Below are 20,503 nucleotides of genomic sequence, written 5' to 3'. Positions count from 1 at the left end.
TACGGAGGTATGTCCTTTGCCCGAACTGCCACAGGTTCCCCTGACGCTGGAAGGTTCCAGCGTTCTTCACCAGATTTTCCGCTTTGACTGGACCGCCTGGAAGAAGCTGAGCGCGGAAGAGCGCACAGCCATCGCATCAGAGTTCAGCGCCCTGCTTGCACGCTGGGAGGCTGGGAACAGCAATGGCGATCCGAAGGTGCATCCGAACCAGTCGGCGCTGTTCTCGCAGATTGGGCATAAAGGTGATTTAACGCTGATTCACTTCCGTGACTCGCTGGAAGACCTGAATCGCGTGGAGCTTGAGCTGGCGCAGACAGGCATTTTTCCGTATCTGCAGCAGACGACTTCATACCTGTCCGTGGTTGAGCTTGGGCTGTATGAATCGTCCGAGAAGATCTATGTGCAGCTGGTGGAGAAGGGCCTGGAGCCCGGCACCCCCGAGTGGAACGCCGGCGTGACCGAGGCCACGGCGCGTACCTTTGCTTCCCTGGCGTCGCGGCTGTTCCCGGCGATTCCTCCGGCGAAGTACCTGTGCTTTTACCCCATGGACCGCAAGCGTGGCGAGCAGGTGAACTGGTACACCGAGACCATGGGTGACCGCCGCGCGATGATGCATGAACACGGCATGATTGGCCGCCGCTATGCCGACCACGTCCGGCAGATCATCACCGGCTCCATCGGCCTGGATGACTGGGAGTGGGGCGTGGACCTGTTTGCGGAAGACCCGGTCATCTTCAAGAAGCTGATCTACGAGATGCGGTTCGACAAGGTGAGCGCCGTGTATGCGTCGTTCGGCCAGTTCTTTCTGTCGGTGCGTGTGCAGGCGGGGAATGTGCCGCAGTGGCTTGGGGGCACGCTGGTTTAAAGCAGGAAAAACAAATACAGGTCCCTCCACTACGGCGCTGCGCGCCTTCGGTCGGGATGACAAAGCGATGCGAAAGGGGGAAGCCGATGGCTCCCCCCTTTTCTGTTTCTAAGGATGGCTTCTACTTCACCACGATGTTTACGAGCTTGTTGGGCACGTAGATGATCTTGGCGACCGTCTTCCCTGCGATGCGGGCGATGACCTTCTCATCGGCGAGGGCGACTTCCTTGATGTCTTCCTCGCTGGAACCTGCGGGCACCTTGATGACGTTGCCGAGCTTGCCGTTGACCTGCACAGGAATCTCAAGCTCGTCTTCCTTTGCGAGCTCCGCGTCGGCAACCGGCCAGTTGTGCCGGAAGACGATGCCGGAGTGACCGAGGGTCTCCCACAGCTCCGCCGAGAGGAACGGAGCGAAGGGAGCGAGCAGAAGAACGAGCGAGGTGAAGATCTCCTTCTGCGTGGCCGAGGAGACCTCGCCGTCGTCCATGGCCGCTTCGGAGTCGACGATCACGTTGACCAGCTCCATGATGGCGGCGATGCAGGTGTTGAAGGTCCAGCGACCGGAGAAGTTCTCCGTGATCTTCGCAATCGTCTGGTGCAGCTTGCGCAGCAGCTTCATGCCGGCGGGCGTGAGCGACTGGTTGGCCGCCGTGTCCTTGATGGACGCGATGCCGGGCGCGTACTTGGTGGTGAGGCGATAGACGCGCGAGAGGAAGCGGCTGATACCGGCGACACCTTCCTCCTGCCATTCCAGATCACGCTCGGGCGGTGCGGCGAAGAGGGCGTACATGCGGGTGGCGTCCGCACCGTACTTTTCGATCATCTCGTCAGGCGAGACGACGTTGCCCTTCGACTTCGACATCTTCGCGCCGTTCTTGATGACCATGCCCTGCGTGAAGAGGCGCGTGGCGGGCTCGTCGTTGTCGATCAGGCCGAGGTCACGCATAACCTTGGTCCAGTAACGCGAATAGATGAGGTGCAGAATGGCGTGCTCGACGCCGCCGATGTACTGGTCGATGGGGAACCAGTGGTTGGCAGTAGCGGGGTCGAAGGGCTTCTCAGCGTTCTGTGCGTCGGTGTAGCGATAGAAGTACCAGGACGAGTCGACGAAGGTGTCCATGGTGTCCGTCTCGCGGCGCGCAGGGCCTCCGCATTTGGGGCAGGTGGTGTTGACGAAGTCAGCCACCTTGCCGAGCGGCGAGCCGCCCTGCTGGGTGATCTCAATGTTGGCGGGCAACATGACCGGGAGCTGGTCGTCGGGCACGGCGACGATGCCGTCCTTTTCGCAGTAGACAACCGGGATGGGCGTGCCCCAGTAACGCTGACGGCTGACGCCCCAGTCCTTCAGACGCCAGGTGACAGTGGCCTTGCCGAAGCTGTTAGCCTCAGCGTGCTTCGCCATTTTGCCCTGGGCTTCCAGCGCGGCTTCTCCGGTGAACTCACCGGAGTCGATGAGCACGGCGTCGTCTTCGGCGGTATATGGGAGTTCGGACTGCTCGGCCATGTCGACATTCGGAGCCAATACCCGCTTGATGGGCAGGCCGTACTTCGAGGCGAACTCGAAGTCGCGCTCGTCGTGGGCCGGGACGCTCATGATGGCGCCAGTGCCGTAGTCGGCCAGGATATAGTTGGCGATCCAAATGGGGACGCGCTCGCCGTTGAATGGGTTGATGGCGAAGCGTCCGGTGTCGTAGCCGTGCTTTTCAATGTTGCCGATGTCGCCGGTCTCGCGCGCGGCGGTCTGCTGGGCGACGAGTTCCTCGATCTTCTTTGCAAGCTCAGCGTCTTCGGCGGCGAAGGCCTTGGCGGCGGCGTGCTCGGGAGCTACCTGGACGCTGGTCGCGCCGAAGATGGTATCCACACGGGTGGTGAAGACAGTGATCGGGCAGTCGTGACCTTCCACGCTGAAGTCCACCAGCGTGCCTTCGCTCTTGCCGATCCAATTGCGCTGCATGGTGCGCACCTTTTCGGGCCAGCCGGGCATGGAGTCCAGTCCTTCGAGAAGCTGATCTGCGTAGCGCGTGATGCGGAAGAACCACTGGTCCATCTCGCGCAGCTCGACGATCTGGTCGTCGTGACGCCAGCAGCGGCCATCGATCACCTGCTCATTGGCAAGAACCGTGGCGCATTGCGGGCACCAGTTCAGCTTGCTGGACTTCTTATAGGCGAGATCTTTCTCCAGCATGCGGAGGAAGAACCACTGGTTCCATTTGTAGTAGTCGGGCAGGCAGGTGGTGACTTCCCGCTTCCAGTCGTAGGAGAGGCCCATGCGCTGCATCTGCTTGCGCATTTCGGCGATGTTGGAGAGTGTCCACTCGCGGGGCTCACGGTTGTTTTTGAGCGCGGCGTTCTCGGCGGGCAGACCGAAGCTGTCCCACCCCATGGGATGCAGCACGTTGTAGCCGCGCATCCACATGAAGCGCGCGAGGGCGTCTCCGATGGAGTAGTTGCGGACGTGGCCCATGTGCAGCTTGCCGGAGGGGTACGGCAGCATCTCGACCAGGTAGTACTTGGGTTTGCCGCTGCTTGCGGGCTCGGCTGCATAGAGGGTGGCGTCCGCGTCCCAGCGCTGCTGCCAGCGGGGTTCGATCTCGGCGGGGTTATAACGCTGCTGCTGCTTTTCTTCCGTAGACATACTCTTTCGATTGTAAAGAAAGAGCGGGAACTCCCCTTGCAGGTTGTGGTTTCTAACCCACCCTAGCGCTGTGAGGGTGGGGCACCCGGGACAAAATTAGAAAAGAAAAGAGCGCGGATGCTGATGGCATCCGCGCCCGGGTATTGCAGCCTACGTCCGATTTACTCGCCGACCGGAGCGGTGGGAGGAGCCGGAGGAGCCATTTCGTTGTCGCCTTGAGGGCCCGGAGCAGGCTGGCCTTGCGGACCCTGCTGGCCGTTGGGACCGCCGGGGCCGGGGCCGAAGTTACGGCCGCCCTGACCAGGAGCGAAGCGTGGACGCTGCGCCTGTTCGACGGTATAGCCTTCCGGCGCCTTGAACAGGGTGGCGGCGGGCTCGTTGCGGGTAAGGTTGCTGGTGACCAGTGTGTGGCTGCCGGCAAAGGGGTTCGAGTCGGTCTCGGAAATCATGACCTTCAGATCAGAGGAGTACCAGCTCTCGCGGGAGACGACGATTTCCTTGTCATTGCCCATGACGCCGGGAGCGAAGGTGCGGGTGACCTTGCGACCGCTGAGGGAGAGGCCATCCATGGTTTTGAAGCCGAGGTCGGTGGAGGCGAAGCTGACGCCCTCGTGCTCGCGGCCGGGGCGCTCAAAGCGGGCAGGACGCGGACCGGCTTCTGGGCCTCCGTTGCCTTCTTTCGGGCCGAAGCCCTGACCAAACCCGGGGCCGCGATGGCCGCCCTGGGAGATCTGCATGACGTGAGCGACCTTGGTTTCGTTGTTCCAGCGGGTGACGGTCTGTGCAACGGGGTCAAAAACCACGGTCTCGGTGCGCGTTGCGGCATCTTTCTTCGCTCCGCGGCGCGGTTCGAAGGTGATCTCCTCGCGCAGGCGGCCCTGGGTGTCGCGGGCTACGGTGCGAACCGTGGTGTGCTTCAGCACGGAGCCATCCTGCAGCTTTTCGATACGGGTATCTGTAAAGGTGGCGCTGTAAGGTGCGTTGGTAACGATTTCGGCAGGACGAATGCCAGCTCCGCGGCCACCAGGGCCCATGGGACCGTGCGGTGCGCGCATTCCGGCTCCCTGAGGACCTGGTTGCATACCAGGCTGCTGTGCCATGGCGACGCCCGCCAGTGTGAGCGCGCCGGTAAGTGTGATTGTGCGAAGCTTCATTGCTTTTCCCCCTGTTGCTTCTACCCGATCTAGACGAGCGAAGTCGCGCCGCGGAGGCGGTTTCGCCGATTATTTTTATCCGGCGGCCAGCGACCACAGGGCGGAGACATTGCGAAGGATGTCTTCGGGCTCGTCCACCGGGGTTTCGGCCAGGAAGGCGCAGCGGGCAAAGCGGGAGTCGTGCAGGAGGCGGCGGAAGGCCGGAGCGCCGATGGTTCCCTCGCCGATATGCTCGTGGCGGTCGAGTTTTGAACCGCGAGCGGCCTTGGCGTCGTTGCAGTGCCACACCTTTACGGCGTCAAAGCCGATGGTGGATTCCACCTGCTGCATCGTCTCGGCATAGCCCTCTTCCGAGACGATGTCGTAGCCGGCGACGTGCGTGTGGCAGGTATCGAGACAGACGCCGACGGGGGCGCAGGGCTTGAGAGTCTCCACCAGTTCGGCGACCTGTTCCAGAGAGCCACCGAGAGAGAACTCGGCACCGGCGGTGTTTTCAATCAGGATGCGGAAGTTCGCACCCTGCCAGGGCAGACCTTCGATCGCCTGCTCAATGGACTCGGCTGCGAGCTTCAGACCCTGGTCACGGGTGAGGCCTTTCCAGCTGCCGGGATGGAGGACGAGGTACTCGGCGGAGAGGGCGAGGGCGCGTTCGACTTCGCCACGAAAGGCAGCAATGGAGTTGGCGCGAACCGTGTCAGTCTGCGAACACATGTTGATCAGATAACTGGCGTGGATAGCGACGGGGCCGACATCATGCTTCGCGCGGAGTTCGTTGAGCTTTGCAGCATCGGCCGGTTTGACCGGGCTGGCCTTCCAGGTGCGCGGACTGGCGGAGAAGATCTGGAAGGCGTTTGCACCGCACTCCACGGCGCGGGTGACGGCGGTGTAGACGCCGCCGGTGGTGGAGAGGTGGATGCCGATACGCTTCTTCGCAGATTTTTCCATGATCTTCAGAATAAAGTCGCGGGTGAGCCGTTGTCAGTAATTGGGACCGTGTCAGTAGACTGGGGACGCTTCCGAAAAATTCTGCCTGCAAAAGGATGGCCTCTCATGGCTGCGCCACAAAGCTTCAAAAACCACACGAAGTGGGACCCTATGTTTCACCTCGTGCTTTGTCCTATCACCCTGATTTTTTCGATTGCCTTGATTGTTCATGCTTTTGGACATCGGACGGATGCCAATATCCACCTGGCGATTCTGTCTGTCATCCTACTGCTGACCATCTCCAAGATGCGGGTCTATTCGCTGAAGGTGCAGGACCGTGTGATCCGGCTGGAGGAGAAGGTACGGCTTGCCGCACTGTGTTCACCGACGCAGCTGACCGAGCTGGAATCGCTGACGATGCGGCAGTACATTGGGCTGCGCTTCGCTTCGAACACAGAGCTGCCGGAGCTGGCGGTCCGTGCCGTCCGCGAAAACCTGACCTCCAAGCAGATCAAGGAAGCAGTGAAGAGCTGGCGCGCGGACGACGATCGTATTTAGCTGGCCGGGAACTCCACCACAACCGATTGTTCTGCGGCGCGCGCCGGGAGATGGAGCAGCAACAGTCCATCCTCGGCGCTCCACCTTTCCGGCGGAAGCGGGATCCCGTTGAGCCGTACCTGCGTGACTGAGCGGGGCGGGACGATGACAACCACAGACCCAAAGGGTCATGTTTTGCAAAAAAAGAGCCTGTCCAAGACAGGCTCTTTTTTGAATCGCAACGCATGTTGCTTAGTTCTTAGGCGTCCCCGAGGTGATCTTCTTCAGAATGAACTCCTGCGCCACAGCGTTGAGAGCACGTCCTGCTGCCGCGGTCAAAGCTGTGTTGATGACAAGCGAAGGACCGCGATTCGAGGAGGGATAATAGGCGTTCGAGATGGCTCCGGAGGCGAGATCTCCTCCGATGGTCGAGTAATTGAACTGCCACTTTCCGTTATCGCCCTTGCAGATAAACGGGGCGGAGAGCGCATGCAGAAGGCGGGATTTTGTTGTTCCCGTGCCTTGATAGAAATAGCGCGGGTCCTGATGCAGCAGCGACGGAAGAATCGCGCCGCCGATGAAGATATCCGTTATTCCATCGGCATAGACCACACCAAGCCGCTGCCCATATCCCTTGGCGCCCTGGGGAAAATCAAGCCTGTCGGAAGCCTGGTAAATGCCTGCAACGAAACCTGCGCCTGCAATGGTGACGACATCGGTCGAGGCCTTCATCGCAAGGTGGAACTTCAGAGCGGTAGTTAGAGGAACTGCGTTGTGGTCATACGCAACATAAAAGTTAGGAATGACTCCGAACACACGCTGCTTCTCTTCTTCCTTTACCTGCTGGGCGGCGAGCTGTTCCGGAAAAACTGCATCTACGGTCTGGGCAAATGTTTCCACTGCAAGCGTAATGGAAGGAAGCTGCAGATATTGTCCTGGCGTGAGGGAAAGAGAGCTTGAGCTCCACGGGGCAAATCCTTCGCGTGTAACGCTGACGGTGACAGGGACAGCGGATGGAACATCGCTTAACGAAAAGCCGCCCGTGCCATTGGAGACACCTGAAACGAGAACCACGGCGCGATCATTGCCGACGATTGTTACCTTTGCATCGGAAATAGCCGCTCCATCGGCATCAGTAATTACACCTGCCACAATCCCGGGCTGGGGTAGAGGAGCGGATACGCTCGTTTGAGCATATGCAACGCCATACAAGTTACAGAAAAACACGGCCACGAGCCATCGAACACTGAACATAAGACTTGTGTTACAGATGACCGAAACATGCGAAAAGAGTCATTATTTCTGCTGTTTCCTCTTGCTTCTTATGCGATAGCCGCTAAGGCTTTGATAATGAAAGCCTGCATCTGGCACACAGATATGAAACGGCCGGATGTCAGGGCTATCCAGGATTGAGCCCTTCCTGTTTCGTGTCTCACTTCTTGCGCTTGCATCGATCCAGGTGATACAAAGCCAGCCATCGCGAGAAGCCTGGGAACGGGCGGCTCTCGATCGAATCCTCATAGAGTTGACACGGAAACTCTCGAACCTTGCACCGGGCCAATCTTAAGAACCCTGAACGAATCCCTTCGTTCAGCAGTGTGCTGGATCGACGTTCTCAGCACCTGCGATTCATCCAACCCAGATGAGAGGTGTGACATGAAATCAAGACGCATTTTAATCAGTGTGAGCACTGCGATATCGTTCGCGGTCGTATCGGGAATTGCGATTTCCGCTACGCAGGATAAGTACACCGTGAAAGTGACAAACGGCCTCGCCTTTGCTGACTTCAAAGGATATGAAGGCTGGCAGGTGATTGGACTCAGCCAACACGGAGATGTGATGGCAGCGATTCTCGGAAATCCTGAGATCATCCAGGCGTATCAAATGGGCATTCCCGAGAATGGCAAGCCTTTCCCCGATGGAGCCAAAATGGCGAAGATTCATTGGAGCACCAGGAAGAATGATGCGGCCCCAGGCCAGCCGACAGTGACAGGGGCATTGCATGATGTCGACTTCATGGTGAAGGACAGCAAACGGTTCACTGACAGCAATGGATGGGGATATGCCCAGTTTGAGTACGACCCCTCCACCAATGCCTTCCGACCCGGAACCCTTGAGGACAAGCCACCGCAGGGGAACGACGCGAAGTGTGGAGCGGCCTGCCATACGGTGGCAAAGAATCGTGACTACGTTTTCACGGAGTATGCGGCGCGGTAAGCATAAGACGCCTTCACCCACCCATTAGAAAAGCCCGCCAATGGCGGGCTTTTCTAACACATCTGTACTGAGGTTTAGTAGACGTCGCGCTGGTAACGCTTGGCCTTTTTCATCTCGGCCAGGTAGGCGTTGGCGTCTTCGAGTGTGCCGTTCTTGCCCATGGCGATCGCGTCCAGAAGAGCCGTCTCAACGTCCTTGGCCATGCGGCTGGCGTCGCCGCATACGTAGAAGTAAGCACCTTCTTCCAACCACTTGTAGAGCTCGGCGGCTTTCTCCTTCATGCGGTCCTGCACGTAGACCTTGGCCTTCTGGTCACGCGAGAAGGCGGTGTCAAACTCGGTGAGCAGGCCATCCTTGTGCCACGCTTCAAGCTCGGACTGGTAGAGGAAGTCCGAGGACTTGCGCTGCTCGCCGAAGAAGAGCCAGTTCTTGCCCTTTTCGCCACGTGCCTGGCGGTGCTGCAGGAAGGCACGGAACGGAGCGATGCCGGTTCCCGGGCCGACCATGATGACCGGTGCGTTGGTGTCTTCCGGCAGGCGAAAGTTCTTGTTCTCGTGCAGGAAGACCGGCATCTTCTGACCTTCCGGAGCGCGCTCGGCAAGGTGGCCGCTGCACAGACCCTGACGCTCACGGCCGTGCGTGTCATAGCGGATGACCCGGACGATGGTGTGCACGCCGTTCGGATGCGCTTCCTGGCTGGAGGCGATGGAGTACATGCGCGGCGTAAGGCGCTGCAGCACGGTGAACAAATCCTGCGGGTTCTTGATGATGCCGGGGAACTCCGTGATCAGGTCGATAAACTCGCGGCCCCAGACGTACTCCTCGGCCAGCGAACGGTTTTCGGGAAGGGTGTACTTCTTCAGTTCTTCCGACTTCGGGTGGCCGTCTGACATCTTGGCCAGAGCGGTGACGGAACCGCGGGACAGCTTGCCGATGCCGAGGCGGGTGCGGATGGCTTCATGCAGGGAGATCTCAACCTTGTAGTGATCCAGAACGCGCTCTTCGCCGGTAAAGCCGAGGGCTTCAATGACCTCGTGGACGGCATGCGGGCGGTTCTCCGGCAGGATGCCGATGGCATCCCCGGGAAGGTAGGTCATGCCGGGCTCAAGCTCCAGCTCGTAATGCCGGGTCTCTTTTTCAGAGTCGGCGAGCGTCATGCGCTGATTGACAAGGACGCGCGAAGAATACGGGTTATTGCGGGTGTATTTGCTCTCTGTGCTCATGGGTCCGTTGATTATTTTATCGGACTTGGGCGGTCTTATATCGATGGAGAGCGAAAAAGGCGGTATTTCCTGGGAAAGGGAGAGCCCACTCATCCGCGATGAAGCTGCGGATGAATGGGAACCCGATGATTAGAAGCGGAGTACCAGGCCGGTGGAGATGCCGAACGGGTGTAGCGTCTGACCGTTCTGCACTTCCATCTTGGTCGTGCTCACTTCGATCATGCGCCAGTCCAGGTGCGGGAAGAATGTGAACTCCGCGCCGCCGAGGAACTCATAGCTGAAGTCGTTGTTGCTGTAGTTATTGAGCGAATAGTGATTCACACCGACGAGCGCTTCCCCGTAGATCTTGACCGGCAGCACATGCGTGACCAGGGCAACGCGCGGGCCGACCAGAAACTGGTTGAAGGTGGTTCTGTCCTTGGAGAGCAGGCCGACGCGGCCATCCAGCCCCCAGTGAATGGGCAGAGCGGAACCGTTTTCTGTGTAGGCGCCGAAGGTGGGTCCGGTAACCCAGGTATCGCTGCCACTGGCTCCCAGGCGGGTGCCGGTGTATTGCGCATACACAGCCTGGGCATGAGCGGAAGCGCTAGAGACGACAGTAGCCACAAAGAGAGCGGCGGCGAGCAGACGGAGTTTCATGACGGGGGAGTCCTCGCTTTTAAATGCTGGTTTAAGCCTACGTTTCTTTGGACGCTGAAACGGGCTTCCACAGGCGGGGAGGAACCGGATGGGTTAAGAGCAAAAGCCCTGCCGTGCGCTCTAAACAAGACGCACGACAGGGCAAGTTGCGGGTGAGCTTACTGGTTATTGCCCTGGTTCTGCCGGCGCTGCTTCATCTTTTCCATTTGCTCTTCTTCCAGTTGGGCGTACTGCTTCTTCTGGCTGTCGTTGAGGATGGCATTAATCTTCTTATCGCTGTCATCGCGGATCTGCCGCATTTTGCGCATCTTCTGGAAGCCACGACCGCTGTCGTTCCGCAGGTCGCGCAACTTCTGCTGGCGGTCCGCGATGATGGGCTTCAACTGAGCCTGCTGGTCGGCGGAGAGGCTCAGCTTGTCGGTGTACATGGACATCATACGGTCAACCGAAGCGGGAGTACCGGGCTCCTGTTCGGCGGCCTGTTGCTGGTCCTACTGCTGGTCAGGTGCGGCGGCTGCCATACCCACCGTGGAAACAGCCATCACAGCGGCAAGTGCGATCCAGCGAATCTCAGACATCTTCATGGGGACTACTCTCCTGGCAAAAATTGCGGCACATCTTTCACCGCACACAGGAGTCAGAGCTATCTATTGGAGAGAAGTTGCGGAGACCGACAATTCTTTACACTGCGACCTGCACCAGTTCAGGCTGCTCAAGGGTGCGCTTGAGCTGCCCGCAGGCGGCATAGATGTCGCGACCGCGAGGGCGGCGGGTAAAGGTGGGCATACCGTTGTCGATGAGGATGCGGTGGAAGCGGGCGACATCTGCGGGGTCTGGCTGCGTGTAGGCGATCCCGGGCCCGGGGTTCCAGACGATGAGATTGACCTTGGCCTGGATGTCTTTGAGCAGCTCCAATACCTGCTGGGCGTGTTCGGGCTGGTCGTTGATGCCGCCGAGAAGAACATACTCCACGTTGATCCAACCTCGCTTGTTGAGTGGGATGGTTTTGACCGCTTCCAGCAGATCGGCGATCTTCCACTTGCGGTTGATGGGCATCACCTGCTCGCGGATCTCGTCGTTCGGAGCGTTGAGGCTGAGGGCGAGATTCGGACGGATCGTCTCCGCTGCAAAGCGGCGAATGGAGGGCTCGATGCCGCTGGTGGAGATGGTAATGCGCGAGGCGGGTATGCCGATGCCTTCCACGATGAGGCGGATCGCTTTCATGACGTGGTCGTAGTTCAGGAAAGGCTCGCCCATGCCCATCAGGACAAGGTTGATGCGGTCGACGCCGACGCGGATGTGATGGCGGTTGAGCACGACAGCGACCTGCCCGGCGATCTCGCCCGCGGTGAGGTTGCGCTTTACGCCCAGCTTTGCGGTGAGGCAGAACTGGCAGTTCACGGCGCAGCCTACCTGGCTGGAGATGCAGATGGTAGCCCGCTTGTAGCCGGTGTCGGCCAGGCGTCCGCGGTTGCGCAGGTCGCGACCGTTGAAGTCTTCCGCCTCTCCTTCGGGCATCCAGACTGTTTCGATCGTTTCTCCGTCGGCAAGGCGCACAAGGTAGCGCTCCGTGCCGTCAACGGAGGTGGCGGTCTGGGCGAGGATGGGGTGGCCGATGGAGGCGTCCTGGGGAACGAAGGCGCGGAGGCGGTTCGAGAGGATGTCCAGATTGGCGACGCGGTCGCGATAGAGCGCTCGCCAGAGCTGTCGCGCACGGCGGCTTTCTCCGCGAAGTGCGGAGGTGAGCTCGTCGAGATCCTGGCCGAAGAGGGACGCCTGCATGCTGCTTCAAGGATAGCTGGTTCCGGCGCCGGGCTGGGAAGCGAGGGGGGTTAGTCTTTTTCGGGCGCTGGAAGAGACGGCGGGCCGCCGATGCAGTCGAGCGCGAGGTTACGGAGGGCCTCCGCGACGGCCTCCTGCACCTCCTGCCGGACGGCATCACGAACGGTCTGGACGACCTCATCCGGCTCAAAGGGAGCGTCGTCCCGGATGTCGATGACGCGGTCGAGCACCTTTTCCAGCATGGGTCGCATGGCTATCTTCCTGGCCAGCTCCTTGGCGACCTTCTTCGCCGGGACATCGAAGGCAGCTTCCACGGCATTGGTGGGGATGATGGGTTCAGACTTCTTCCAGTCGCGCTCGAAGACCTCTTCCATGTGATGGATGGTCTTTGCGTCCTTGAAGATGATGCCAACCTCGCGGCGGGCTTCCAGTTCCAGCTTGCGCAGGCTTTGGCTGCCCAGGAAGGCAGATTCGGAGTCACGCAGGATGACGCGCGCATGCAGACGGGTGGCGACCTTGCGCACCGGCAGGATATCGCTTTTGGAAGAGGCGCGGGAGAGCACGCGAACCTCGACACCTTCGGAGATTTTTTTCTGCAGCAGGCGAATGAACTCGACGTCGCTAATTTTCATCTCGTACATGTAAAGCCGTTTTTTGGCCTTGCGGATGAAGTCGATGAGTTGCTCGCGGGCATTGAGGGGGCTGATGACCAGGCCGGTCTTGGGCCTGGGTTTGAAAGGGACGCGGTGGGAGTCGGCGTCAAACAACGCAACGGCATCCTTGACCACGGAAGGTGTCTTGACGGCAACCCCGAACGACCGACTGAGGTCGATGTCCATGTGGGTGTAGTTGTAGGCCAGGACGTAGAGTTCCTTCTCGTCGATGATCATCATCTTGCCGTGGTAGCGGACAAGGTCATTGGCGGTGCGGCTGACGGTGATGCCGCGTTCGAGAAGCTGCATTTCCAGCTTGCGCAGGTTCTTCTCTTCTCCGCGGTTGGTGTAGGCGATGAGCGCCTGCACGGTGACGCCGCGCTCGACGGCGGCCACCAGGGCCTTGTAGATCTCAAAGCGGTCAAAACGGAAGATAAGAATGCGGATGTTCTGCTTCGCCTTGCTGATGGCGGCAAGCAAGGGTTTGATACCGTCGTCGGGCTGGACAAGAAGCTTCACGGATGAACTCACAGAAAACAGATGCTTTTGCGAATGCGTTGGATGTTTTCTATGCATACGATACCAACGGGAGCTCTGGATTCTGCTTCTAATCTTTAGAAATCAAACTGGTGTATGGAGATCGCGGATGCCTCGCCTTTCTTATCTTGCCTATGGCCTGAGTGTGTCTGTTTTAAGCGTGGCTGTGGCCGCACAGCAGAAGGCTGCCCCGACGCCGGCGGAAGCCTATCCTGTAGCGGCCAGATCGCAGAGTTCTGCCGCCGTTCCTGCGTCGGCTTCCAAGGCGTCGAAGAACGCGCCGCTGGCTGCCTCCGCGGTTCACAACCCGGTGCTGTGGCACGATCCCGGAGCCGTGGAAGCGTTGGATCTGTACGCCGGGCAAGGCGGCAAGACAGGTGCGCCGGCCGAGCCGTTTACCTTTCTGGACGAGGAGCGAGACGGCACGAACCCTAAGTTCAACGTGCGGGATGCCAAAGGAAAAAAGTGGCGGGTGAAGCTGGGCGAGGAGGTGCGTCCGGAGGTGGTGGCCTCTCGCCTGCTGTGGGCGGTGGGCTACTACGCCAACAATGATTACGTGGTGCAGTACACCAGTATTCCCGGGGTAAAGCTGGACCGCGGCGACGATGACGCGAAGAAAGGCCATTTCCGCGAGGCACGCTTCTCCCGCAAGCCGGGCGGCCAGGAAAAAATCGCCATCTGGCAATGGGGCGAGAATCCATTCAAAGACACGCGGGAGTTCAACGGGCTGCGCGTGATGATGGCCGTAATGAATAACTGGGACCTGAAAGACGAAAACAACTCGGTGTACAGCGACAAGAAAACTGGACGCCAGATCTTCCTGGTAAACGATGTGGGCGCGACCTTTGGCACCAACGGCATCAGTTGGAGCAAGGCACGATCGAAGGGCAACCTTGACAGCTTCCGCGGATCGAAGTTCATCACGCGCGTGGGGACAACGGATGTCGACTTCGGCACACCCCAGCAACCGAACTTCGCGATAGGTGCGGTGAATCCGAAGAAGTACGCCATGCGGATCAACCTGGACTGGATTGGCAACAATATTCCGCGTGAAGATGCCCGCTGGATGGGACGCCTGCTGGGCCGGTTGAGCCATAAGCAACTGGTGGATGCCTTCCGGGCAGGACACTTCCCTGCCGACCAGGTGGATGCCTACGTGGAGATTGTCGAGAGCCGCATCAAGGAGCTGCAGGCGCTGTAAACGGCTCAGATAAGGTCTGCGCTTTCCTGAATCAAAGGTTCTTCCGTGAACTGGATGTCGTGCAGCCTGCGGAAGACGCCGTGTTCGCGCGACATCAGGTCTTCCTGCGAGCCGGATTCGACGATGCTGCCGTCATCGACGACATAGATGCAACTTGCCTTGCGAATTGTAGCGAGCCGGTGCGCGATGACGATGGAGGTCTTGCCCTCCATCAGGCGATCGAGCGCGTCAAAGACCAGTTGCTCCGAAGCGGAGTCAAGACCGGAGGTTGGCTCGTCGAGGATAAGGATGGGCGAGCGACGGATAATGGCACGCGCGATGGCGATGCGCTGGCGCTGGCCCCCGCTGAGGGTCATGCCTCGTTCGCCGACGATGGTGTTGAACTTGTTCGGCAGCTTCTGGATAAACTCCATGGCGTTGGCTGCTTCGGCTGCCTCTGCAATCTCGTGCTCGGTGGCATCGGGGCGGCCGTAAGCGATGTTGTCCCAGAGCGTGCCGCTGAAGAGAACGGTGTCCTGCAGAACGAAGCTGATCTGGCTGCGCAGGGATTTCTGAGTAAACTCGCGGATGTCGGTGCCGTCAATCTTTACCACGCCATGTACGGGCTCATAAAAACGCGCGATGAGGTTGACGATGGTGGTTTTGCCTGAGCCGGTGGGGCCGACGAGCGCGACCATGGTTCCGGCATCGACGTGCATGTTCACACCACAGAGGATCTTCTTCTCGTCGTTGTAGGAGAAGTCGACGCCTTCGATATCGATTTCTCCGCGGAAGGGCGGAGCTTTGCGGGCGCCGGGGATGTCGAGAATCTCCTCGTGACTGGTCAGAATCTCCTGGATGCGGTCGTAACCGACCTCAGCCTTGGAGTAGGCGTCCATGGTCTTGGAGATCTCCTGCATGGGCTTGTACATCTTGCCCAGGTAGAAGATGAAGACGACCATGGAGCCGGCGCTGAGTTGGCCGGTGAGCACCATCTGCGCGCCAAACCACAGCACGGCACAGGTTCCAATGGCGGTGATGATGTTGACCATAGGAACAAGCCGCGCCTTGAGCGTGCGGGCAGTAAGGGCGGCCTGCACGGTCTCAAGACTTTCGCCTTCGAAGCGCTTGACCTCGTAGTCCTCGCGCGCAAAAGCTTTGACGACGCGGACGGAGTTGACCACCTCCGCCACGATGGAGATGAGGCGGCCCTCTTTCTTGCGGACCTCGCGGGAGGCCTGCTTCACCTTACGCGTGTAGGTATAGACGATGGTAAACAGCACCGGTACAACGGCCAGGGCGATGAGCGTGAACTTCCAGTTGATGTAGAACATCACACCGATCATGCCGAGAAGCGTGACCAGGTTGACGAGGACGCCGAGCAGGCCGGAGACGATGAAGTTCTGAATGGCGTCAATGTCGCTGGTGACGCGGCTGATGAGATCGCCGGTAGGCTGGTGGTCGTGATATGAGAGCGAGAGCCGCTGCACCTGCGTGTAGAGCATGCGGCGCAGGTCGTGTGTAACCCACTGCCCCACACTGGTGGTCAGGTATTTTTCCGCGTAACTGCAGACCGCATCCATGACGGCGATGACCAGGACGGCAATGCAGGCAAAGACGATCATGCCATGCGTTGAGCCGTCCGTGGTGAGTTGGACGAAGCGGTTGAGCCAGCCGCTCATGTCCTTGCCCCTGAAGATATTGTCGAGAACGATCTTCAGCGGCCACGGTTCCAGCAATCCTGCGATGCTTTCGCCGGTAATCGCGAGCAGGCCAAACCAGAGCTGCTTTTTATACGGTGAAAGCAGCCCGAGAATGGTGAGCTCGCGGCGAGGCTCGGATGCGTCGTTCGGCATACAGAGTTTCGATGCGTAGGCAGGTCAACCTGCCTCGGAAATACGGTTACTTTTTGCGACGGATCATGCGGATGGCGTCCGCGAAAAATTCCCGCGCTTCATTGGACGCAGCGCCTGTCAGAAACGAGGTGCCAAAGCTCCTCACCGTCCGTTCCCAGCCTGTATCCCTGTCAGGGTAGTAGAGCTGGGTCAGGGCCGTGGAGCCGGCTATACCGGAGATCTGCGCCCAGTTGACACTCTCGCTACCGGTGTCAGTCTTGGTAAGAAGAACGCGCGAGGCCGCGTAGATCAAGCGTTTCTTGAAAGGCTGATTATTCCCCATGACGTAGTAGCGCGGATCCTCATGGAAAACGCTGGCGAAAACCCCGAAGATCAGGACAGACTGTGAGGACTGTTTGAGAGCCGCGGCTCCCAGACGTTCTCCAAAGCCTGCGCTATCAGTACCGTAGTGCGGAGTGCCATCGGTGAGGTGGGTCCAGCCGGCGGAGAACAGCCAGCCTGCCGGAGCCGTAGGCCGCACCAGGTTGGCCACGGAGAAGACCATCTTGTCTTTCGCCGTGAGGGTCTGCGCCTGCTGATTGGGCTGAATCGTGCGAGCATACTTTCTCGCTTCGCCCGGGGCCAGGTTTGGACCCTGCTCACCGGCGTCAAAGGGTGCGTCCCCCGTGGCAAGCGAGGAGCTTTCATGGACAAGCTCCGGTGCGGTGGAACGCAGGTAGCCCGGACTGTCTGGCAGAGCTGGTTCAAAGCGATCCGCAAGCAATAGAGGCGTTACGCTCGTGAGGGATTGCGCGAACGATGCCATGGGCAAAAGTCCGCAAAATGATGCAGTGAGCAGTAACCGGCGAATTCCGTTCATAGGAAAAGTCAAGATATCTGATGGATGTTCTGGATTGGCGAGCAGTTGCTTTCGCCAGTCTAGTGCAATCCCACGGAATTTCATGCCCCTCTTTCGGGTGTATTTCAAGCAATCCTTTCCTGAGCAGCCAGGGGCAACGTAAAGGTGAAAACCGAACCTTCGCCAGGACGGCTGACAACGGAGAGGGTTCCCCCGTGCGCTTCAAGGATCGAGCGGCTGATAGAAAGTCCCATACCCGTTCCGGATATGCGCTGATTGTGAACAGGCGCGCGATAAAAGCGGTCGAAGATCAGGCTCTGCTCGTGGGGATCAATACCGATGCCTTTATCCGCGACACTGACCGCCAGACGGTTCCCCTGAAGCTCGGTGGTCAGCACAATGGGCGAACCTTCGCCGGAGTATTTGGCGGCGTTTTCAAGCAGGTTGCTGAGCACCTTCTTCAGAAACTCGAAATCTGCATACAAAGGGGCCTTCTGCTGAATGCGAACATCGACCGGATGACGTTCCTCCACCCAGCTGCAGTCTTTTCTTGCGCCGGCGATGACCTCCTCAATATCGACCACACTGAAGGTCATGTGGACCTGGCGGGCATCCAGCTGCGCCATTTCAACGGCCTGGGAGACCAGGCGGTTGATGCGGTCGCTTTCCTGGTCGATGATGGTCAGCAGCTCGCGGCGGTCTTCCTCCCTCTGGACATCACCGTCCAAGAGGGCGCTGGCCGCGCCCTTGATGGAGGTGAGCGGCGTGCGAAGCTCGTGCGTGATGGAATCGATCATCAGGCTGCGAAGCCGTTCGCTTTCCTTGATGGCTTCACTGTGCGCGACGTTTTCGAGAGCCCGGGCGCGGTCGAGCGAGACGGAGATCATGCTGCCGATGGCCTCCAGGGCTCCGTCCGAGAGAGTTGCTCCGCGCAGCATAAGGACGCCGCGTGGTTTGACGCCGACCTTCAGCACGACGCGCGCCTCGTCGCCGATGCGGCTGACGCCGTTGCCGTCCTTTGCCTGCTGGCGAAGGTCGATGCGTTGATGGTCGGAGAGCGACTCGGTCCCGGCCTGAAACAGGAGGTCTTCCTCAAGCAAATAGAGCACGGCTGAACGCGCCCGGGTGGCGGCGACAACAGCGACGGGAGCGCCATCCATGAGAGCGGCTACGTTTTCACTGGCCAGCAGTTCGCGGCTAAGCGAGAAAAGGGTTTCCAGTTCGCGTTGCCGTGAACGGGCCTCTTCGGCTTCATCCCGCGCCTTGCGGGAGAGACGGCTGCCGATCAGCGCGGTTGCCAGGAAGGAAAACAGTGCCAGCCAATTCTGTGGATCGGCGATGGTGAGCGTGTCCACCGGCGGCAGGAAATAGAAGTTGTAGCCAACGGTGGCAAGCACCGAGGTGACGATGGCCAGCCGCAGGCTCCACACCGAAGCAAGCGCGAGGATGTATAACAGCAGCGTGAGCGCTACCGTTGTTGGGTTGACGTGGAGCCATTCCCGGTAGACGGCGATGATGGCCGTCAGTGCGACAATGGAAAACGTCCAACGCGTGACGGCGACAATCCTGCGCGAGTTCATGAGGAGCATTCTAAGCCGTGCCTGACTATCGCAAGTCTCCGGAAGATTGGTTGAGCAGCAGCGAGACGGAAAAAGCACGTGGCCGCTTCAAGGTTTTCCTTGGCTATGCGCCCGGTGTCGGCAAGACCTTCGCCATGCTGAGCGAGGGCGTACGCCGCCGCAGCCGCGGAGAAGATGTGGTCATCGGCATTGTGGAAACCCATGGCCGCGCCGGCACCGCCGAGATGGCCGCCAAACTTGAGCAGATTCCCCGCAAAGAGATCGAGTACAAGGGCACACTCTTCACGGAAATGGATGTGGATGCCATTCTGTCCCGGATGCCGCAGGTGGTGCTGGTGGACGAACTGGCGCATACCAACATTGAAGGCAGCCGGACCGGCAAGCGGTATGAAGATGTTCTGCTGCTGCTGGAGAACAAGATCGACGTGCTATCGACGATCAACATCCAGCATGTCGAAAGCCTGAGCATGCGTGTGCAGGCGCTGACCGGCATCAAGGTGCAGGAACAGGTGCCGGACTGGGTGCTGGACCAGGCCGATGAGATTGTCATCAGCGATCTGACGCCGGAGGCGCTGGTGACACGCATGAGACGCGGCGATATCTATCCGCAGGAGCGGGTGGAGCGGGCGCTTTCGAACTTCTTCCGCAAGGGCAACCTGATTGCCCTGCGAGAGATGGCGCTGCAACGCGTGACCCGCGCGGTGGACCGCACGCTGGATGACTATGTGAAACGCAAACAACTGGGGCCGCACTGGACCGTGGCTGAGCGCATCGCCGTCTGCATCAGCGCGAACCCTGAAGCGCGCGACCTGATTGGGCGCGGTGCGCGCCTGGCGCAGGCCCTGGATGGCGAGCTGTACGTTCTGCATGTGGACAATGAGCGTGATAAAACACCGGAACGTGCGAAGATTCTGGAGTCGCACATCCAATTTGCCAATAACCTGGGAGCTACCGTGGTTCATCTGTCGGGCAGCAGTGTTGCCTCAGCCACGGCGGCGTTTGTGAAGGAACAACGCATCACGCAGGCGCTTTTTGGACGATCGGCCCTGCATGGGCTGAAGAAGTACCTCTACTACCTTGCCATCCAGAAGTTCATGTCGGAGGCTCCGCATGTGGACCTTCACATCATCACGCAGGAGTCTCGATGAGCGCCAATATCCTGGTTGTGGATGACGATCCGCAGATTCTTCGCATGTTGCGCACCACGCTGCAGGCCAGCGGATATGCCGTGAATACAGCCGGAGGCGGAAGGTCTGCGCTGGAGGCAATTGCCCAGTCGGTGCCGGACCTGCTGATTACCGACCTGTCGATGCCCGGGATGGACGGCATTGAACTCACGCGCAAGGTGCGTGCTTCGCATGAGCTCCCGATCATTGTGCTGAGCGTGCGCGACAACGACGAAGCCAAGGTCCAGGCGCTGGATGAAGGCGCGGACGATTACGTGACCAAGCCCTTCCGCACGCCGGAGCTGTTGGCGCGCGTGCGGGCACACCTGCGCCGGACGCAACGCGCGGAGACGGCTTCGCACGCGGTGCTGGAAGTAGGCCACTTTCATATTGATCAGGACAGCCGAATTGTGACGGTGCGGGGAGAACATCTGCACCTGTCGCCCAAGGAGTTTGACCTTCTTCTGCTGTTTGCGAAGAGCCCGCTGAAGGTGTTGACCCATAAAACCCTCCTGCGATCGATCTGGGGGGTGGCTGGCGCCAATCAGCCGGAGTATCTGCGGGTGCTAGTTGCCCAACTTAGGAAAAAAATCGAAACAGACACGTCGAAATATATTCAGAGCGAGCCTTGGGTCGGCTATCGTTTTAGTCCCGATGGTCACGAGGATCTTACGACTTTTTAACGCTTTTTCTATGACTTTCCTACGGGCTCCGGGA

At 59.5% G+C, this 20,503-nt stretch carries 18 protein-coding genes; 6 read left to right on the top strand and 12 right to left on the bottom strand.

Annotated features, from left to right (window positions below; translation table 11 throughout):
• The first annotated feature begins 16 nt into the window (after positions 1 to 16).
• Positions 17 to 865: a hydrogen peroxide-dependent heme synthase gene (gene hemQ, locus OHL13_RS03390; protein ID WP_263408701.1), complete on the top strand. Its 849-nt coding sequence runs from the start codon at positions 17 to 19 to the stop codon at positions 863 to 865.
• A 121-nt stretch (positions 866 to 986) separates the two neighbouring features.
• On the opposite strand, the gene leuS is transcribed toward hemQ, so the two are convergent.
• From leuS to OHL13_RS03375, 3 genes are all read right to left on the bottom strand, one after another.
• Positions 987 to 3,500 carry a leucine--tRNA ligase gene (leuS, locus tag OHL13_RS03385; RefSeq protein WP_263408700.1) on the bottom strand — a complete coding sequence of 838 codons (2,514 nt, stop codon included), beginning with the start codon at positions 3,498 to 3,500 and terminating at the stop codon, positions 987 to 989.
• 161 nt (positions 3,501 to 3,661) lie between these two features.
• Positions 3,662 to 4,654, bottom strand: coding sequence for a hypothetical protein (locus OHL13_RS03380; protein ID WP_263408699.1), 993 nt, complete (start codon positions 4,652 to 4,654; stop codon positions 3,662 to 3,664).
• A 75-nt stretch (positions 4,655 to 4,729) separates the two neighbouring features.
• The gene (locus tag OHL13_RS03375; protein WP_263408698.1) at positions 4,730 to 5,599 is read right to left on the bottom strand and encodes a deoxyribonuclease IV; all 870 of its coding nucleotides are present in this window, start codon (positions 5,597 to 5,599) and stop codon (positions 4,730 to 4,732) included.
• Positions 5,600 to 5,704: 105 nt separating this feature from the next.
• Between OHL13_RS03375 and OHL13_RS03370 the strand changes: the two genes are divergently transcribed.
• Positions 5,705 to 6,136 (top strand): DUF6526 family protein, encoded by a 432-nt coding sequence (locus OHL13_RS03370; protein ID WP_263408697.1) that lies wholly within the window; start codon positions 5,705 to 5,707, stop codon positions 6,134 to 6,136.
• A gap of 231 nt (positions 6,137 to 6,367) precedes the next feature.
• Here the strand turns inward: OHL13_RS03370 and OHL13_RS03365 are convergent, their stop codons facing one another.
• Positions 6,368 to 7,267 carry a carboxypeptidase-like regulatory domain-containing protein gene (locus OHL13_RS03365; protein ID WP_263408696.1) on the bottom strand — a complete coding sequence of 300 codons (900 nt, stop codon included), beginning with the start codon at positions 7,265 to 7,267 and terminating at the stop codon, positions 6,368 to 6,370.
• 600 nt (positions 7,268 to 7,867) lie between these two features.
• Here OHL13_RS03365 and OHL13_RS03360 point away from each other — a divergent pair.
• Positions 7,868 to 8,332 (top strand): cytochrome P460 family protein, encoded by a 465-nt coding sequence (locus OHL13_RS03360; RefSeq protein WP_263408695.1) that lies wholly within the window; start codon positions 7,868 to 7,870, stop codon positions 8,330 to 8,332.
• 74 nt (positions 8,333 to 8,406) lie between these two features.
• Here OHL13_RS03360 and OHL13_RS03355 read toward each other — a convergent pair whose 3' ends face one another.
• The 5 genes from OHL13_RS03355 to OHL13_RS03335 form a co-directional block, all read right to left on the bottom strand.
• The gene (locus OHL13_RS03355) at positions 8,407 to 9,555 is read right to left on the bottom strand and encodes a diflavin oxidoreductase (protein WP_263408694.1); all 1,149 of its coding nucleotides are present in this window, start codon (positions 9,553 to 9,555) and stop codon (positions 8,407 to 8,409) included.
• 129 nt (positions 9,556 to 9,684) lie between these two features.
• Positions 9,685 to 10,194: a hypothetical protein gene (locus OHL13_RS03350; RefSeq protein WP_263408693.1), complete on the bottom strand. Its 510-nt coding sequence runs from the start codon at positions 10,192 to 10,194 to the stop codon at positions 9,685 to 9,687.
• Between the two features lie 158 nt (positions 10,195 to 10,352).
• Positions 10,353 to 10,631 carry a hypothetical protein gene (locus tag OHL13_RS03345; protein ID WP_263408692.1) on the bottom strand — a complete coding sequence of 93 codons (279 nt, stop codon included), beginning with the start codon at positions 10,629 to 10,631 and terminating at the stop codon, positions 10,353 to 10,355.
• Positions 10,632 to 10,875: 244 nt separating this feature from the next.
• Complete coding sequence (gene rlmN / locus OHL13_RS03340; protein ID WP_263408691.1) at positions 10,876 to 11,976, bottom strand: 23S rRNA (adenine(2503)-C(2))-methyltransferase RlmN; 1,101 nt, start codon at positions 11,974 to 11,976, stop codon at positions 10,876 to 10,878.
• Between the two features lie 50 nt (positions 11,977 to 12,026).
• Complete coding sequence (locus tag OHL13_RS03335; RefSeq protein WP_263408690.1) at positions 12,027 to 13,148, bottom strand: phospholipase D-like domain-containing protein; 1,122 nt, start codon at positions 13,146 to 13,148, stop codon at positions 12,027 to 12,029.
• Positions 13,149 to 13,275: 127 nt separating this feature from the next.
• On the opposite strand from OHL13_RS03335, the gene OHL13_RS03330 reads away from it, so the two are divergent.
• The gene (locus OHL13_RS03330) at positions 13,276 to 14,367 is read left to right on the top strand and encodes a hypothetical protein (protein WP_263408689.1); all 1,092 of its coding nucleotides are present in this window, start codon (positions 13,276 to 13,278) and stop codon (positions 14,365 to 14,367) included.
• A gap of 5 nt (positions 14,368 to 14,372) precedes the next feature.
• On the opposite strand, the gene OHL13_RS03325 is transcribed toward OHL13_RS03330, so the two are convergent.
• From OHL13_RS03325 to OHL13_RS03315, 3 genes are all read right to left on the bottom strand, one after another.
• On the bottom strand, positions 14,373 to 16,202 hold the full coding sequence (locus tag OHL13_RS03325; protein ID WP_263408688.1) for an ABC transporter ATP-binding protein: 1,830 nt from the start codon (positions 16,200 to 16,202) through the stop codon (positions 14,373 to 14,375).
• Between the two features lie 46 nt (positions 16,203 to 16,248).
• Positions 16,249 to 17,007, bottom strand: coding sequence for a hypothetical protein (locus OHL13_RS03320; RefSeq protein WP_263408687.1), 759 nt, complete (start codon positions 17,005 to 17,007; stop codon positions 16,249 to 16,251).
• Between the two features lie 158 nt (positions 17,008 to 17,165).
• The gene (locus tag OHL13_RS03315) at positions 17,166 to 18,620 is read right to left on the bottom strand and encodes an ATP-binding protein (protein ID WP_263408686.1); all 1,455 of its coding nucleotides are present in this window, start codon (positions 18,618 to 18,620) and stop codon (positions 17,166 to 17,168) included.
• A gap of 17 nt (positions 18,621 to 18,637) precedes the next feature.
• Here OHL13_RS03315 and OHL13_RS03310 point away from each other — a divergent pair, with 17 nt between their 5' ends.
• Together OHL13_RS03310 and OHL13_RS03305 are read left to right on the top strand one after the other, a co-directional pair.
• The gene (locus OHL13_RS03310) at positions 18,638 to 19,768 is read left to right on the top strand and encodes a universal stress protein (RefSeq protein WP_263408685.1); all 1,131 of its coding nucleotides are present in this window, start codon (positions 18,638 to 18,640) and stop codon (positions 19,766 to 19,768) included.
• Positions 19,765 to 20,469, top strand: coding sequence for a response regulator transcription factor (locus tag OHL13_RS03305; RefSeq protein ID WP_263408684.1), 705 nt, complete (start codon positions 19,765 to 19,767; stop codon positions 20,467 to 20,469). Before OHL13_RS03310 ends, OHL13_RS03305 begins: the two co-directional genes overlap by 4 nt.
• The last annotated feature ends 34 nt before the right edge of the window (positions 20,470 to 20,503 follow it).

Source organism: Terriglobus tenax (genome assembly GCF_025685395.1).
GTDB classification, from domain to species: domain Bacteria; phylum Acidobacteriota; class Terriglobia; order Terriglobales; family Acidobacteriaceae; genus Terriglobus; species Terriglobus tenax.
The sequence above is the reverse complement of the archived record's forward strand: the minus strand, read 5'-3'. Positions and strand labels throughout refer to the sequence as shown.

Coding starts and splice junctions, on each gene's coding strand:
- OHL13_RS03375 (WP_263408698.1), bottom strand. CDS start 5,599: ATGGAAAAATCTGCGAAGAAGCGTATCGGCATCCACCTCTCCACCACC.
- OHL13_RS03380 (WP_263408699.1), bottom strand. CDS start 4,654: ATGAAGCTTCGCACAATCACACTTACCGGCGCGCTCACACTGGCGGGC.
- OHL13_RS03325 (WP_263408688.1), bottom strand. CDS start 16,202: ATGCCGAACGACGCATCCGAGCCTCGCCGCGAGCTCACCATTCTCGGG.
- OHL13_RS03315 (WP_263408686.1), bottom strand. CDS start 18,620: ATGAACTCGCGCAGGATTGTCGCCGTCACGCGTTGGACGTTTTCCATT.
- rlmN (WP_263408691.1), bottom strand. CDS start 11,976: ATGCAGGCGTCCCTCTTCGGCCAGGATCTCGACGAGCTCACCTCCGCA.
- OHL13_RS03370 (WP_263408697.1), top strand. CDS start 5,705: ATGGCTGCGCCACAAAGCTTCAAAAACCACACGAAGTGGGACCCTATG.
- OHL13_RS03355 (WP_263408694.1), bottom strand. CDS start 9,555: ATGAGCACAGAGAGCAAATACACCCGCAATAACCCGTATTCTTCGCGC.
- OHL13_RS03345 (WP_263408692.1), bottom strand. CDS start 10,631: ATGATGTCCATGTACACCGACAAGCTGAGCCTCTCCGCCGACCAGCAG.
- OHL13_RS03350 (WP_263408693.1), bottom strand. CDS start 10,194: ATGAAACTCCGTCTGCTCGCCGCCGCTCTCTTTGTGGCTACTGTCGTC.
- OHL13_RS03320 (WP_263408687.1), bottom strand. CDS start 17,007: ATGGCATCGTTCGCGCAATCCCTCACGAGCGTAACGCCTCTATTGCTT.
- OHL13_RS03330 (WP_263408689.1), top strand. CDS start 13,276: ATGCCTCGCCTTTCTTATCTTGCCTATGGCCTGAGTGTGTCTGTTTTA.
- OHL13_RS03305 (WP_263408684.1), top strand. CDS start 19,765: ATGAGCGCCAATATCCTGGTTGTGGATGACGATCCGCAGATTCTTCGC.
- leuS (WP_263408700.1), bottom strand. CDS start 3,500: ATGTCTACGGAAGAAAAGCAGCAGCAGCGTTATAACCCCGCCGAGATC.